The organism is Frankia sp. CeRuru1 (genome assembly GCF_977966315.1).
In genome coordinates this window covers 1-14,088 of record NZ_CDWWEW010000104.1, presented here as the reverse complement: position 1 = coordinate 14,088, position 14,088 = coordinate 1, and the positions used below count along the sequence as shown (strand labels likewise).

Genomic DNA, 14,088 nt, shown 5'->3' with positions numbered 1-14,088 from the left:
GAGGCGTGGCTCGACGCCGACCCCCTGGGCGGACCCACGGTCGGCCGGCAGGCGGTCGAAACGCCCGGTACGGAGCCAGCCTGGTCCGTCCCGGTCCCCGCGAACCTGCCGGCACGGCGGTCCGGTCCGGCCCCTTCCCTGCCCGTCCGGGCGGCGGCCGCGGTGACGCCGTCCCGTGGTCCGGCGGTGGTCCCGGCCGTCGCGGGAGCGGGCGGTTCGCCGGTCGCGCGGGCGCGGGCCGGTGGGCGGCGGGTGCTGGTCGGGGGATTCGGTGGCGGAGGCGGCCGGACGACGGTCGCCGCGGGTCTGGGACTGGCGATCGCGGAGCACCACGGTCATCGGGTGATGGCCGTGGACGCCTCCCCGGACCAGTCCGGGCTGCTTGCGCACCGGGTCGGTCTCATGCCACCGGGCGTGGGGTTGCGGGAGTTGGCCACGGCGCGGCCACCGGTGTCCTCATTGGAGGACGTGCGCCGGTTCGTCGCCTCCGACGGCTCCGGTGGCCTGGAGGTGCTGGCCGGACTGCGTGATCTCACCGGGCCGGGGCCGCTTCCCGAGGAGCTGGCCTGGGCACTCGACCTGCTCGGACACTGGTATCCGGTCGTCGTCGCGGACGCCCCACCGGGGTGGAGCCAGCCGGTGCCGGCCACCCTGCTGGCGCGGGCGGACCTCGTCGTGCTGACGATCCGGGCCGGCGAGACGGAGATCGCTGGTGCGGACGACGCGTTGACCGCGTTGACCGCGGCTGGTCGGCCAGATCTCGCTGCCACCGTCATCGTGGCCGTCGTCGAGACGTATCCCTCCCGGTTGAGCCGCGGGGCACGGCTGCGTCTCGAGCATCTTGAGGACCGGGCCTACATGACGGTGCCGGTGCCGTTCGACGCGGCGCTCGCCGACAGCCGTCCGATCAGCTGGTACCGCCTGCGTCGCCGGACCAGGTTCGCCTTCCAGCGCCTCGCCGGGGCGGTCGCCACCGCCCCGCTTCCCGGGTCGCAACCGGCCACCGTGCTGGCCCGGTCCGCCATCGCCGTCCCCGGTCGGTGCCCCCAACCCGGGCCCGGGCCCGTCCGAGCCATGGTGAATGCCACGGACCCGATCCGGTACCGGCCCGCCGCGCCGCCTGGGCCCTAGGCTGGCGAGAATGGCACACGATCTGCTGACTCCGTCCGGTCAGGGCGATGACGGCCGCGCCGATGAGTCGCTCACCCGAGCGCTCGCCGCCAGCCCGGTCAACCCCGCCGTTCTGACCGCCGCGCTGCGCCAGGCCCGGGTCTTCGTCGGAGTCGAGGCTCGGCTCACCGCCGCCGACGCCGTCACCGGTGCGGACAAGACCAGCGAGATGGCGCTGACGACCCTGCGCACCCCGTCCGGCGCGACCGCGCTACCGATCTTCTCCAGCGTCAGCGCGCTCACCGCCTGGCGCGCCTCGGCCCGGCCGGTTCCGGTCGCCGCGGTGGACGCCTGCACGGAGGCGGTCCGGCTGGGGCTCGGAGCGGTGGTGATCGACGTGGCCGGTCCGCGCTCGGCCAGTCTGGACGTCGGGCCGGGCGGTCCCGCGACGGTGCCCGGCGGATCCGACTCCGACTCGCCGCCCGGGACTCTCGACACGCCGCCCGGGACTCTCGACACGCCACGTGCGACCGAAGCCGCGGACCTCGACGAGCTGAGGGTGACCGCCCTGCGCCGTCCATCCGATCCGGATGGACCGTTGTCCCGGCAGCGGGTCCAAGAGGCGTTGCGGACCGTGACCGAGCGGGTCGAGGTGTGGCCGGCGGAACTGCTCCTCCCGGGTGCCGGCGCACCACGCCCGGTGCTTGCCGTCGCGGTACGCCGGGACGGAGATGCGGACGCGCGGTCCGGGGAGTTGCTCGCCCGGCGGTTGTCCCGGCTGCTCGCCGCTGATCCGGACCCGGCGCAGGAGCAGGCGCAGGCCTCGGGCCCGGCCGTGCTGCTCGTGAGCGCGCGGGAGGCCGCGGCGGTGCGCCGCCATCTGGGGCGGGGCCTGCGCCCGACGCGCCGATGGCCGGTGCGGTTCGCGAGGTGAGTGCCGCCGGCCCTTTCGGAGCGCCCGGACGATGATGTGATCGTCGTGTCGCCCGGTCTGGTGCTACGCTGGGCTTCAGACCGCCTGCCGGCTGGTTTTGTTCCGTCCGCTGGCGTTGCCGTTTCCAGGCAGCCAGGGCACGGTGCGGAGCCTGATCGGCAGGACCAAGCGGGGGTTCGCCCTCCACCCGATGTCAGCACTGATGTCGCCACCCCGGGACGTCAGCAGGTCCTCAGGCCGGAGTTCCGGCTGGTGGCCGCGGTGGCCGGGTCGCCGGTCGGCCGAGCCGTTCTCGCGGTTGTCGGCCGGGAGCCTGGTGTACCAGGCTCGGTGCTCCGCTGCGGTGAGGTCATGCCCGCGCGTCGAGCAACGGAGGAAACACATCAGCACAGAGTCCCGTATCAACGACCGGATTCGCGTCCCCGAGGTTCGCCTCGTCGGCGCGGAGGGTGAGCAGATCGGCATCGTCTCGATCGGTGAGGCCATGCGCATGGCGCAGGAGGCCGATCTCGACCTCGTCGAGGTCGCGCCGACCGCTCGTCCCCCGGTCTGCAAGCTGATGGACTACGGAAAGTTCAAGTACGAGTCCGACCAGAAGCGTCGGGAGGCTCGGAAGAACCAGGTCCAGACCGTCATCAAGGAAATGAAGCTGCGGCCGAAGATCGATCCGCACGACTACGAGACCAAGAAGGGTCACGTCGTGCGTTTCCTGCGGGCCGGCGACAAGGTCAAGATTACGATTATGTTCCGCGGTCGGGAGCAGTCCCGGCCCGAGCTCGGCATCCGCCTGCTCCAACGGCTGTCCGCCGACGTGGCCGATCTTGGTTATGTCGAGGCTCAGCCCAAGCAGGACGGCCGGAACATGACCATGGTCATGGCCCCGCACAAGGGTTCGAAGCCGCAGCGGGTGCCGGAACCGGCCGGCCACGCCTGACTCGACGGCGGGCAGTCCGCGCGGTGGCGCCGCCACCGGTTCCGGATCTCGCCACGCCGGTTGTTCGACCACCCACGTAACCCGTCAGGATGTCAACATGCCCAAACAGAAGTCCCACAGCGGTGCGAGTAAGCGGTTCCGGGTCACCGGGTCCGGCAAGGTGCTGCGCCAGCGGGCCAACCGCCGCCACTACCTGGAGCACAAGACCAGCCGCCTCACCCGCAGACTGGATGGCGTGGTGCCGTTGACGAAGGCGGACAACCGACGCGTCAAGCGTCTGCTCGCCCGCTGACCGCGGCCCGCTGACGACTCCGGCCCCGACTGCGGCGGGCCCGCCGGTCGCGGTCGGCCCGCCGTTGGCGGCCGACTCCGGCCCGGGCCGCCGGACGCACCCGAACGAAGGAGACAGGTGCCCTCATGGCACGCGTGAAGCGGGCGGTCAACGCCCAGAAGAAGCGCCGTACGGTCCTCGAGCAGGCCAGCGGCTACCGGGGCCAGCGCTCGCGGCTCTACCGCAAGGCCAAGGAGCAGATGCTCCACTCGATGACCTACTCCTACCGGGACCGCCGCGCGCGCAAGGGCGACTTCCGGCAGCTGTGGATCACTCGGATCAACGCGGCGGCGCGGGCGAACGGCCTGACCTACAACCGCTTCGTGCAGGGTCTGAAGCTGTCCGGTGTCGAAGTCGACCGCAAGATTCTGGCCGACCTCGCGGTCAACGACGCGGTCGCGTTCACCGCCCTGGTCGAGGTGGCACGGGCCGCGCTGGCGGCGGCGCCGGAGCCCACCGCCGCCTGAGCCCGTCGCGACGTCGGCCCGTGCCCGCCTCCCGCGTGTCCCCCACGACCGACGCCCCGCCGTCGACGGTCCCTTCCCCGACGGCCCCTTCCCCGGGGCCCGGAGTGATCGCCGGAGCGCGCTCCGGGCGGGTCGGCGCCGCGCGTCGCCTCAAGCGGCCCGCGGCCCGGCGCGAGCAGGGCAGGTTCCTGGTCGAGGGGGCGCAGGCGGTGGGCGCGGCGTCGGCCGTCGGCGAGCTGCTCGAGGTGTTCGTCGGAGTCTCCGCGACTCCCCGGCACGAGGAGCTGCTGAGGGCGGTCCGGGTGCCGGTCCGGGTCGTCACGGACGAGGCCGTGGCGTCGCTGTCGGAGACGGTGACCCCCCAGGGCCTCGTCGCGGTCGCGGCCCTGCCCGCTCACCGGCTCGCCGACCTGCACGCCCCCCGGCTGGTCGCGGTGTGCATCGGCGCGGGCGATCCGGGCAACGCCGGCACGGTGATCCGCAGCGCGGACGCGGCCGGAGCGGACGCCGTCGTCTTTACCGGGAGCGGTGTCGACCCCTTCGGGGGCAAGTGCGTGCGCTCCTCGGCCGGCAGCCACTTTCACCTCCCGGTGATCGTGGAACCAGCCTTGGCCGTGGTGCTGGACCGGCTGCGGGCCCGGGGCTGCCGCATCGTGGCGACGTCCGGAGCCGCGGATCGCGACATCGACACCGCCGTCGCCGCCGGTGAGCTCGACGGGCCGACGGCGTGGCTGTTCGGTAACGAGGCACATGGGCTGGCTTCGGCTACTCTGACCGCCGCGGACGCGGTGCTGCGGGTACCGGTGTACGGTCAGGCCGAGTCCCTGAATCTTGCGGTTGCGTCCGCCCTGTGCCTTTACGCGTCGGCGCGGGCGCAGAGAACGGGCAGGTCCGGTACTGACGGCACCGGAGGAGGTGGTCGACGGTGATGAACACTGTCGCGTCGCCATCCGGGCAGGTACCGCCACCCGGCCCCGGCTGCGCGCCCGATTCCACCGATTCGGCCGTGTCGGCCGCGCTGGACGGCCCACTGCCTGCCGCCGCCTTCGACCTGCTACCGGACTCGGTGATCGTGACCGACGCCGTCGGCGTCGTCGAGGTGTTCAACCGGGCGGCGGCGAAGCTCACCGGGGTGGACGGACCGTCTGCGATCGGCCGGCATCTGACCGAGGTCCTCCCGTTGCTGGACGAGCGGGGCAACGACTGGTGGGAGTGCTCGGCAGCCAGCCGGAACCTGCCGCGGGTCACCGGGCAGCCGGAGCGGCGCCTGACCTATGCGGGTCCGGTCCACGACCGTGACTTCCACGTCACGGTGCGGTTCAACCGGGTCGCCGGTCGGCTGGTGCGGGTGTCGCTGTCCCTGCGCGACACCCTCAGCCGCGAGCGGCTGGAACGCAACCGGGCGGACCTGGTCGCGACCGTGGCGCACGAGCTGCGCTCGCCGCTGACCAGCGTGAAGGGATTCACCGCGACGCTGCTCGCCAAGTGGGACCGGTTCACCGACGAGCAGAAGAAGCTCATGCTGAACACGGTCAACACCGACGCCGACCGGGTCACGCGCCTGCTCACCGAGGTGCTGGACGTCTCCCGGATCGACTCCGGACGCATTCAGGTCCGCAAGCAGATCGTCGACCTGCCCGCCCGGGTGCGTTCGGTGGTGGACGGCAAGGTGGCCTCGGGTGCGGCCGGCGCCGACCGGTTCTTCATCTGCGAGGAGGGCGAACTGCCCGAGATGTGGGTCGATCCGGACAAGATTGAACAGGTACTGCACAACCTCGTCGACAACGCCCTGCGGCACGGTGCGGGTACTGTGACGGTACTGCTGCGTGGCAGGGACAGCGGCACGGAGGTGAGCGTGGCCGACGAGGGGGAAGGCGTGTCCGAATCGAACGCCGCGCGCGTGTTCACGAAGTTCTGGCGGGGCGCCGGCCGCGGGAACGGCACCGGCCTCGGGCTCTACATCGCCAAGGCACTGATCGAGGCGCACGGCGGCACCATCTCGGTCGGCCGGGCCACGGGTGGCGGCGCCGAGTTCCGATTTTTCGTGCCCGCCGGTGGCCCGGTGTTCGGCTGACGCCGAGCACCGCGAACCGACCGGTGGGCGCCCCGGGCGGCCAGGCGCGCGCCGCCGCCCCAGGACCGGACACCCCATGCCCGGACACCCCATGCCCGGACACCCCATGCCCGGACGAACTCCGCCGCAGGCCGGACGACCCCGGCTTCCCGCCGGGATGGCCCTGCTTTTTACCCGATGACGAGGATGAGCACCGTGCCCGCCCCTGGAGAGACTGTCGACCCGTCCCGGGTCCACGCCCTCGACCCTGATCAGCTCGACGCGGCCGTTGACGCGGCGCGGGAGTCGATCCGCGCCGCCGCCGACCTCGACGCGCTGGCAGCCGTCCGTACCGCCCACATCCAGGGCGCCTCCGCACCGCTGGTGCTGGCCCGCCGGGAGCTCGGTGCCCTGCCCCGGGCGGAGCGTGCCGACGCCGGTCGCCGGCACAACGCCGCCCGCACGGCCGTACAGGCCGCCTACGACGCCCGGCTGGCCGAACTCACCGCCGAGCGCGACGCCCGGGTGCTGCACGAGGAACGGGTCGACGTGACCCTGCCCGTCGACCGTCGCCGTCGTGGTGCCCGCCACCCGCTGACCGCCCTGTCCGACCGGCTTGCCGACGTGTTCGTGGCGATGGGCTACGAGGTCGCCGAGGGACCCGAGGTCGAACACGACTGGTTCAACTTCGAGGCCCTGAACATGGCGCCCGATCACCCGGCCCGCAGCGAGCACGACACGCTCTACGTCGCGCCGACCGGTGCGGGCCGGGTGCTGCGTACCCACACCTCCCCGGTGCAGATCCGCTCCCTGCTGAACCGCCCGCTGCCCGTGTACGTCGTGTGCCCGGGGCGGACATACCGCAACGACACCATCGATGCGACGCACTCGCCGGTCTTCGGCCAGCTCGAAGGTCTGGCCGTGGACAGGGGCATCACCATGGCGGACCTGCGCGGCACCCTGGAGGTCTTCGCCCAGGCGTTGTTCGGGGCGGGCCTGTCGACGCGGCTGCGCCCGTCGTTCTTCCCGTTCACCGAGCCGTCCGCGGAACTGGACGTGCAGTGCTTCGCCTGCCGCGGGGAGGCGGCCCGCCAGCCCTGTCGGGTCTGCTCGGACGAGGGCTGGATCGAGGCCGGCGGCTGCGGCATGGTCGACCCGCACGTCCTGCGGGCCGCGGGGGTCGATCCGACCGGGTACAGCGGTTTCGCGTTCGGGATGGGGCTGGAACGGGCCGCGATGGTCCGCCATGGCATCCGGGAGATCCGCGATTTCGTCGACGGTGACGTCCGGTTCAGCCTGCCGTTCGGAATCGAGGACTGACCCATGCTGATCGTGATGTCTTGGCTGCGGGAGTACGTGGCGGGGCTGCCGCCCACGCGGGCCGTCGCCGACGCGTTGATCCGGGCCGGTTTCGAGGTCGAGGGACTGCGCAGCGCCGGGGGCGAGTTCTCCGGCGTGGTCGTCGGGGAGATCGTCGACTTCGAGATCGTCGAGACGAAGAAGAAGGCCGTCCGCTGGTGCCAGGTCCGGGTCGCCGAGAGCGCCGGATCCGGGGATGCCGGATCCGGGGGCGAGGGCGAGGGCGTGCGCGGCGTCATCTGCGGGGCGCACAACTTCGCCGTCGGTGACCGGGTGGCGGTCGCGCTGCCCGGCGCCGTGCTGCCCGGCGGGTTCGAGATCACCGCGCGGAGGACCTACGGCCATGTCAGCGAGGGGATGATCTGCTCGGCCCGGGAACTGGGCCTCGGCGAGGAGTCCGACGGCATCCTGGTGCTCGCGCCGCGGGCGCCGATCGGCGCCGACGTCGCCGAGCTGCTCGATCTCGCCGACGAGGTGCTCGACATCGCGGTCACCCCGGACCGGGGCTACGGCCTGTCGGTGCGGGGGATCGCCCGGGAGGCGGCGATCGCCTTCGCGCTGCCGTTCACGGACCCGGGCGCGCCGGCGGACCTGGCCGCCGGCCCGGGGCCCGCCGGGGAGGCCTATCCGGTCGTCGTCGAGGACACCGCGGCGTGTGACCGCTACGTCGCCCGGGTGGTGACCGGGGTCGACCCGCGGGCCACCACCCCGCCGGGGTGGCAGCGGCGGCTGTCGCTGTCCGGGATGCGGTCGATCTCGGTGCCGGTCGACGTCACCAACGCCGTGCTGCTGGGCCTCGGCCAGCCGTTGCACGCCTTCGACCGGGCGAAGCTGACCGGCGCGATCATCGTGCGCCGGGCCGTCGCCGGAGAGACGCTGCGCACCCTCGACGGGGTCGACCGCACTCTCGACCCCGAGGATCTGGTCATCGCCGACGACACCGGTCCGATCGCGCTCGCCGGGGTGATGGGCGGGGCCAGCACGGAGGTGTCCGCGACGACCACCGACATCGTCCTCGAGGCGGCGCACTTCGACCCGATCACGGTGGCCCGCACCGCCCGCCGGCACCGGCTGTCCTCGGAGGCGTCGCGGCGTTTCGAACGCGGCGTCGACCCGGCGCTCGCGCCGGTCGCCACGGCGCTGGCCGTCGACCTGCTCGTCGAGCTCGCCGCCGCCCGTCCCGAGCCCGGCGTGACCGACCTGGACCACCGCCCCGGCCTGGCGCCGGTGACCCTGCCGCTGACGGAACCGGAACGCCTCGCCGGCCGGCCCTACCCCGCCGAGGTGGTGCGGCGCCGGCTCGTCGACGTCGGCTGCGCAGTGGCCGACGGGCCGGCGACCGGGGGCCTGCCCGGTGTCCTGATCGTGACGCCGCCGTCCTGGCGTCCCGACCTGACCCGGCCTGCCGATCTCGTCGAGGAGATCATGCGGCTGGAGGGGTACGACACCATCCCGGTGACCCTGCCGTCGCTGCCCGCGGGGCGCGGGCTCACCGCCGCGCAGCGGATGCACCGCGCAGTGGGCCGGGCGCTGGCCTACGCGGGGTTCGCCGAGGTGCTCACCCTGCCGTTCGTGCCCGAGGACGCCGCCGACGCGCTCAGCCTGGCTGCGGCCGACCCGCGGCGCGCGGCGGTCCGGATCGCGAACCCGATCGCCGAGGATGCCGGCTACCTGCGGACAACCCTGCTACCTGGACTGATCGCGGCGGCCGTGCGCAACATCGGCCGGGGGCAGCGCGATCTCGCCCTGTTCGAGAGCGGCCTGGTGTTCCGTGAACGCGAACGGATCCCGACGGGTGTCGTCACCCCGCCGGTGGATCGTCGGCCCTCCGCCGCGGAGATCGCCGCTCTGGACTCGACTCTGCCCGGCCAGCCCCGCCACGTCGCCGTGCTCCTCACCGGGCGCCGTGAGCCAGGTGGCTGGTCCACGCCGGCCCGGGACGCGGACTGGGCGGACGCGGTGGACGCCGCGCACGTGGTCGCCGAGGCGGTGGGCGTCACCCTGACGGTCAGGGCCGGCGATGTCATGCCCTGGCACCCGGGCCGCCTCGCGGAGCTCTCGATCGACGGTCGGGTCGTGGGCCACGCGGGTGAGCTGCATCCCCGGGTGCTCGGCGCCGCCGGGCTCCCGCCCCGGGCCGGCGCGATGGAACTGGACCTCGACGCCCTGATCGAGGTCGCGTCGGCGGCGCCGCCGATGATCGCGCCGACGATCTCCACCTATCCGCCCGCCGACCGGGATGTGGCGCTCGTCGTGCCGATCGAGGTGCCGGTCGCCGACGTGACGGCGGCACTGCGGGCCGGAGCCGGTGACCTGCTGGAGTCCCTGACCCTCTTCGACGTCTTCGAGGGCGCCCAGGTCGGGGTCGGTCAGCGCTCGCTGGCCTTCGGCCTGCGGCTGCGCGCCGGGGACCGGACGCTGACGGCCGCCGAGGCGAACGCGGTGCGGGACGCGGCGGTCGCCCGGGCGGCGGAGCTTACCGGCGCGTCCCTGCGCGCCTGAGGCCGAGGCGGGTTACGCCAGCCTCATTGCATGACAATGAGTTGGCGTGTATAAGATTGCAATCATGGGTGTGACGGCAGCAGTTGCGGGGGCGAGCGGGTACGGCGGCGGAGAGCTGCTGCGCCTGCTCCTCGCCCATCCCGAGATCAAGATTGGTGCGCTGGCCGCGAACGCGTCCGCCGGCCGGCCGGTGACGGACGTGCATCCCCACCTGCCCGACCTGGAGGGCCGGGTGTTCACGGACGCGGCCGCGCTGGCCGGGACTGACGCGGACATCGTTTTCCTGGCCCTGCCGCACGGTCAGTCGGCCGCGGTGGCCGCCACCCTGCCCGACACCGTACGGGTCGCCGATCTGGGTGCCGATCATCGGCTCGTCGACCCGGAGGCGTGGCGGCGCGCCTACGGGGGGGAGCACGCCGGGGCCTGGGCCTACGGCCTGCCCGAGCTCCCCTGGGCGCGGGCGGAGATCGCCGCGAGCCGGCAGGTGGCGGTCCCGGGCTGCTATCCCACGGCGACCTCTCTCGGGCTCGTGCCGTTGCTGGCCGGCGGTCTCGTGGAGCCCGCCGACCTGGTCGTCGTCGCGGCGAGCGGCACGTCCGGCGCGGGGCGCTCGGCCACGGTGAACCTGCTCGGCAGCGAGGTGATGGGTGACCTGACCGCCTACAAGGTGGGCACCCACCAGCACCGGCCCGAGATCACGCAGACCCTCTCCCGGGCCGCCGGTACGACCGTGACGGTGTCCTTCACCCCGGTGCTCGCCCCGCTTCCCCGCGGCATCCTCGCGACCAGTACCGGCCGGGCCATCCCGGGCACCGACGCGGACGCCGTGTACGAGGCGCTGCGGTCCGCCTACGCGGGGGAGCCGTTCGTCCGGGTGCTGCCGCCGGGGCGCTGGCCGCACACCGCGGCGACGCTCGGCGGGAACGCCGTTCATGTGCAGGGGACCTTCGACCCGGAGACTGGCCGGGCGATCGTCGTCACCGCGATCGACAACCTCGGCAAGGGCGCGGCTGGCCAGGCGCTGCAGTGCGCCAACCTGATGCTCGGCCTGCCCGAGACCGCCGGGCTGACCGCTCAGGGCATCGCCCCCTGACCGTTTCCGGCTCGGCAGGCCGGCAGGCCGGCAGGCCGGTAAGGACGCGGGACCATCGACCAGCAACATCGACCAGCAACGCGGACAGGGGACAGGAGAGGGTTGAGTTGAGCGTCACCGCCCCACGGGGCTTCCGCGCCGCCGGAGTGACGGCCGGGTTGAAGCCGTCCGGTCGTCCGGACGTGGCGCTCGTCGTCAACGACGGGCCGTCCGACGCCGCCGCCGGGATCTTCACCGCCAACCGGGTCCAGGCGGCTCCGGTGCTCTGGAGTCGCCAAGCCCTCGCCGACGGCCGGCTGCGCGCCGTCATCCTCAACTCCGGCGGGGCGAACGCCTGCACCGGTCCGGCCGGATTCGCCGACACCCACGCCACGGCCGAGCACGTCGCCGGGGCGCTCGGTATCGGTGCCGGCGACGTCGCGGTCTGCTCGACCGGTCTCATCGGCGTCCGCCTGCCCATGGACAACCTGCTCGCCGGCGCCACCAAGGCGGTGGCGGACCTCACCGATACCGCCGCCGCCGGCGCCGCGGCGGCGGAGGCGATCCGCACCACCGACACCGTCGCGAAGGCCGCGGTCCGCACCTCGTCGACGACCTCGGGTGTCACCATCGGCGGGATGGGCAAAGGCGCGGCGATGCTGGCGCCGTCGCTCGCGACGATGCTCGTGGTGGTCACCACCGACGCCGTCGCGGACGCCGCCACCCTCGATCGGGTGATCCGGGCGTCCTCGCGGGTCAGCTTCGAGCGGGTCGATTCCGACGGCTGCCTGTCCACCAACGACACCGTGCTGCTGCTGGCCTCGGGTGCCGCCGGGGTCAGCCTGCCCGAGGCGGAGCTGGCGGGGCTGGTCACCGAGGTGTGCATTGACCTTGCCCAGCAGATGCTCGGCGATGCCGAGGGTTCGACGAAGACCATCGCCATCACCGTGACCGGAGCCGCGACCGAGGACGACGGGCTGGAGGTCGGCCGGGCCGTCGCCCGCAACAACCTGCTCAAGTGCGCTCTGTACGGCAAGGACCCGAACTGGGGACGGGTGCTCGCCGCGATCGGCACCACGAAGGCCGTCTTCGAGCCCGACGCGCTGGACGTGTCCATCAACGAGGTGCAGGTCTGCCGGGCCGGGGCCCCCGGCGAGGACCGCGACCTCGTCGACCTGTCCGGCCGTGAGGTGCGCATCGGCGTCGATCTGCACGCCGGCGACGCCGAGGTCACCGTCTGGACGAACGACCTGACCGACGGGTACGTCTACGAGAACTCGGCGTACTCGACATGAACGTCCCGACCCGGACACTGCCGCCTTCGAACGGTGGGCACGGCGGCACCGGCGGCACCGGCGGCACCGCAGGCGCCGATGGCACCGGCGACGCCGCCCCGGGCGGGGGCACCGGGCGGGGCCCGGCCGCCACCGCCCGGGGCCACGCGGCGCTCGCGAAGACCCAGGTCCTCATCGAGGCGCTCCCGTGGCTGTCGCGGTTCCAGGGCGCGACCATCGTCGTCAAATACGGCGGCAACGCGATGACGGAGCCGGCGCTGCGCGAGGCCTTCGCCGCTGACGTCGTGTTCCTGCGCCACTCGGGGCTGCGGGTGGTCGTCGTGCACGGCGGCGGTCCGCAGATCACCGCGCATCTGGAACGCCTCGGTGTCCCCTCGACGTTCGTCGGCGGCCTGCGGGTCACCACCCCGGAGACCATGGACGTCGTGCGGATGGTCCTGCTCGGCCAGGTCAATCGGGACGTCGTGGGGCTCGTCAACGACCATGGCCCGTTCGCCGTCGGGCTGTCCGGTGAGGACGCCAACCTCTTCACCGCGCGGCGCCGCCCGGCGATCGTCGACGGCCGGGAGGTCGACGTCGGCCTGGTCGGCGACATCGTCGAGGTCCGACCGGAGACGATCAACGCCCTGCTCGGCTCCGGGAAGGTGCCGGTGGTCGCGTCGGTTGCCCGCGGCGTCGACGGCGGGGTCTACAACGTCAACGCCGACATCGCCGCCGCCGAACTCGCCGTTGCGCTCGGGGCCACGAAGCTCGTCGTCCTGACCGACGTCGAGGGCCTCTACGCGGACTGGCCGGCGAGCGACGAGGTGATCAGTGAGCTGAGCATCACCGAGCTCGAACGGCTCCTCCCCTCGCTCACCGCCGGCATGATCCCCAAGATGGAGGCCTGCCGGCGGGCGGTGCGTGGTGGTGTTCCACAGGCGCACGTGCTCGACGGACGGGTGCCGCACGCGGTGCTCCTGGAGATCTTCACCGACGACGGCATCGGCACTTTGATCATGGCCGAGCCGGGCACCTTGCCTGAGCCAGGTACGCCCCCTGCGCCCGCCGCGCGCCCGGCCGGGATCGTTCCGGCCGGCGAACCGACCGGAGGAACGCCGTGAACGCCGTGAACGCCGTGAACGCCGTGAACGCCGATCTGATCGCCCGCCGGGACGCCGTCGTGATGGCGACCTACGGCCGACCCGCGATCTCCCTGGCTCGGGGGGCCGGCAGCCGGGTGTGGGATCATGACGGCCGCGAATATCTCGACCTGGTCGGCGGGATAGCCGTCAGCGTGCTCGGTCACTGCCACCCGGCGGTCCGGGACGCCGTTGTCGGCCAGCTCGGCGCTCTCGGCCACGTGTCGAACCTCTACGCCAATGAGCCTCAGGTGCTGCTGGCCGAACGGCTCGTCGAGCTGCTGCGGGTCGGCGCGCCGAGCCCCGGGCTTCCGCCCGAGGGGGCGAAAGTCTTCTTCTGCAACTCGGGGGCGGAGGCCAACGAGGCAGCAATCAAGATCGCCCGCCGGACCGGCCGTTCGGAGATCATCGCCACCGAGGGCTCGTTCCACGGCCGGACCCTGGGCGCGCTGTCCATCACCGGTCAGCCGGCCAAGCGGGCACCGTTCGAGCCGCTGCTGTCCGGCGTCCGGTTCGTGCCGTATGGAGACGGCGCGGCCCTGCGCGCTGCCGTCAGCGAGGCGACCGCGGCGGTGTTCCTGGAACCAACCCTCGGCGAAGGCGGTGTCGTGCCGCCGCCGGCCGGCTACCTCGCCGCCGCGCGGGCTGTCTGCGACTCCGCTGGCGCGCTGCTGGTCCTGGACGAGGTGCAGAGCGGCATCGGCCGGACCGGCTCGTGGTTCGCCCACCAGGCCGAGGGCGTGCTGCCCGACGTGATCACCCTGGCCAAGGGACTCGGCGGTGGCCTGCCCGTCGGCGCCTGCGTCGGCATCGGCGCGGCGGGGACGCTGTTGCGCCCGGGGGATCACGGCAGCACCTTCGGTGGCGGCCCGATCGTCTGCGCGGCGGCGCTCGCGGTGCTCGACACGAT

13 protein-coding genes are annotated in these 14,088 nt (G+C 73.2%); all 13 read left to right on the top strand.

What is annotated here, in order from left to right; translation table 11 throughout:
• A partial coding sequence (locus tag AC08OP_RS10195; RefSeq protein ID WP_476613967.1) for a MinD/ParA family ATP-binding protein occupies window positions 1-1,131 on the top strand: 1,131 nt, incomplete at its 5' end.
• Window positions 1,132-1,141: 10 nt separating this feature from the next.
• Entirely contained in the window at window positions 1,142-2,044 is a 903-nt protein-coding gene (locus tag AC08OP_RS10190; RefSeq protein ID WP_476613966.1) for an SseB family protein, read from the top strand.
• Between the two features lie 343 nt (window positions 2,045-2,387).
• Window positions 2,388-2,978, top strand: a complete 591-nt coding sequence (gene infC, locus AC08OP_RS10185) for a translation initiation factor IF-3 (RefSeq protein ID WP_476613965.1) — start codon at window positions 2,388-2,390, stop codon at window positions 2,976-2,978.
• A gap of 97 nt (window positions 2,979-3,075) precedes the next feature.
• Complete coding sequence (rpmI, locus tag AC08OP_RS10180; protein ID WP_011437566.1) at window positions 3,076-3,270, top strand: 50S ribosomal protein L35; 195 nt, start codon at window positions 3,076-3,078, stop codon at window positions 3,268-3,270.
• 125 nt (window positions 3,271-3,395) lie between these two features.
• Entirely contained in the window at window positions 3,396-3,776 is a 381-nt protein-coding gene (rplT, locus tag AC08OP_RS10175) for a 50S ribosomal protein L20 (RefSeq protein ID WP_011437565.1), read from the top strand.
• A gap of 104 nt (window positions 3,777-3,880) precedes the next feature.
• Window positions 3,881-4,705 (top strand): TrmH family RNA methyltransferase, encoded by an 825-nt coding sequence (locus tag AC08OP_RS10170; RefSeq protein WP_476599896.1) that lies wholly within the window; start codon window positions 3,881-3,883, stop codon window positions 4,703-4,705.
• Complete coding sequence (locus AC08OP_RS10165) at window positions 4,705-5,850, top strand: sensor histidine kinase (protein WP_476613970.1); 1,146 nt, start codon at window positions 4,705-4,707, stop codon at window positions 5,848-5,850. The genes AC08OP_RS10170 and AC08OP_RS10165 overlap by 1 nt, the downstream gene beginning before the upstream one ends.
• 195 nt (window positions 5,851-6,045) lie before the next feature.
• Window positions 6,046-7,149, top strand: coding sequence for a phenylalanine--tRNA ligase subunit alpha (pheS, locus tag AC08OP_RS10160; protein ID WP_476613969.1), 1,104 nt, complete (start codon window positions 6,046-6,048; stop codon window positions 7,147-7,149).
• A 3-nt stretch (window positions 7,150-7,152) separates the two neighbouring features.
• Window positions 7,153-9,690 (top strand): phenylalanine--tRNA ligase subunit beta, encoded by a 2,538-nt coding sequence (gene pheT / locus AC08OP_RS10155; RefSeq protein ID WP_476613964.1) that lies wholly within the window; start codon window positions 7,153-7,155, stop codon window positions 9,688-9,690.
• A gap of 64 nt (window positions 9,691-9,754) precedes the next feature.
• Window positions 9,755-10,783 carry an N-acetyl-gamma-glutamyl-phosphate reductase gene (argC, locus tag AC08OP_RS10150; RefSeq protein ID WP_476613963.1) on the top strand — a complete coding sequence of 343 codons (1,029 nt, stop codon included), beginning with the start codon at window positions 9,755-9,757 and terminating at the stop codon, window positions 10,781-10,783.
• Between the two features lie 107 nt (window positions 10,784-10,890).
• Window positions 10,891-12,057, top strand: coding sequence for a bifunctional glutamate N-acetyltransferase/amino-acid acetyltransferase ArgJ (argJ, locus tag AC08OP_RS10145; protein ID WP_476613962.1), 1,167 nt, complete (start codon window positions 10,891-10,893; stop codon window positions 12,055-12,057).
• On the top strand, window positions 12,054-13,160 hold the full coding sequence (gene argB, locus AC08OP_RS10140) for an acetylglutamate kinase (protein WP_476613961.1): 1,107 nt from the start codon (window positions 12,054-12,056) through the stop codon (window positions 13,158-13,160). The genes argJ and argB overlap by 4 nt, the downstream gene beginning before the upstream one ends.
• 23 nt (window positions 13,161-13,183) lie before the next feature.
• The coding region (locus AC08OP_RS10135) for an acetylornithine transaminase (RefSeq protein ID WP_476613968.1) at window positions 13,184-14,088 on the top strand (905 nt) is incomplete at its 3' end.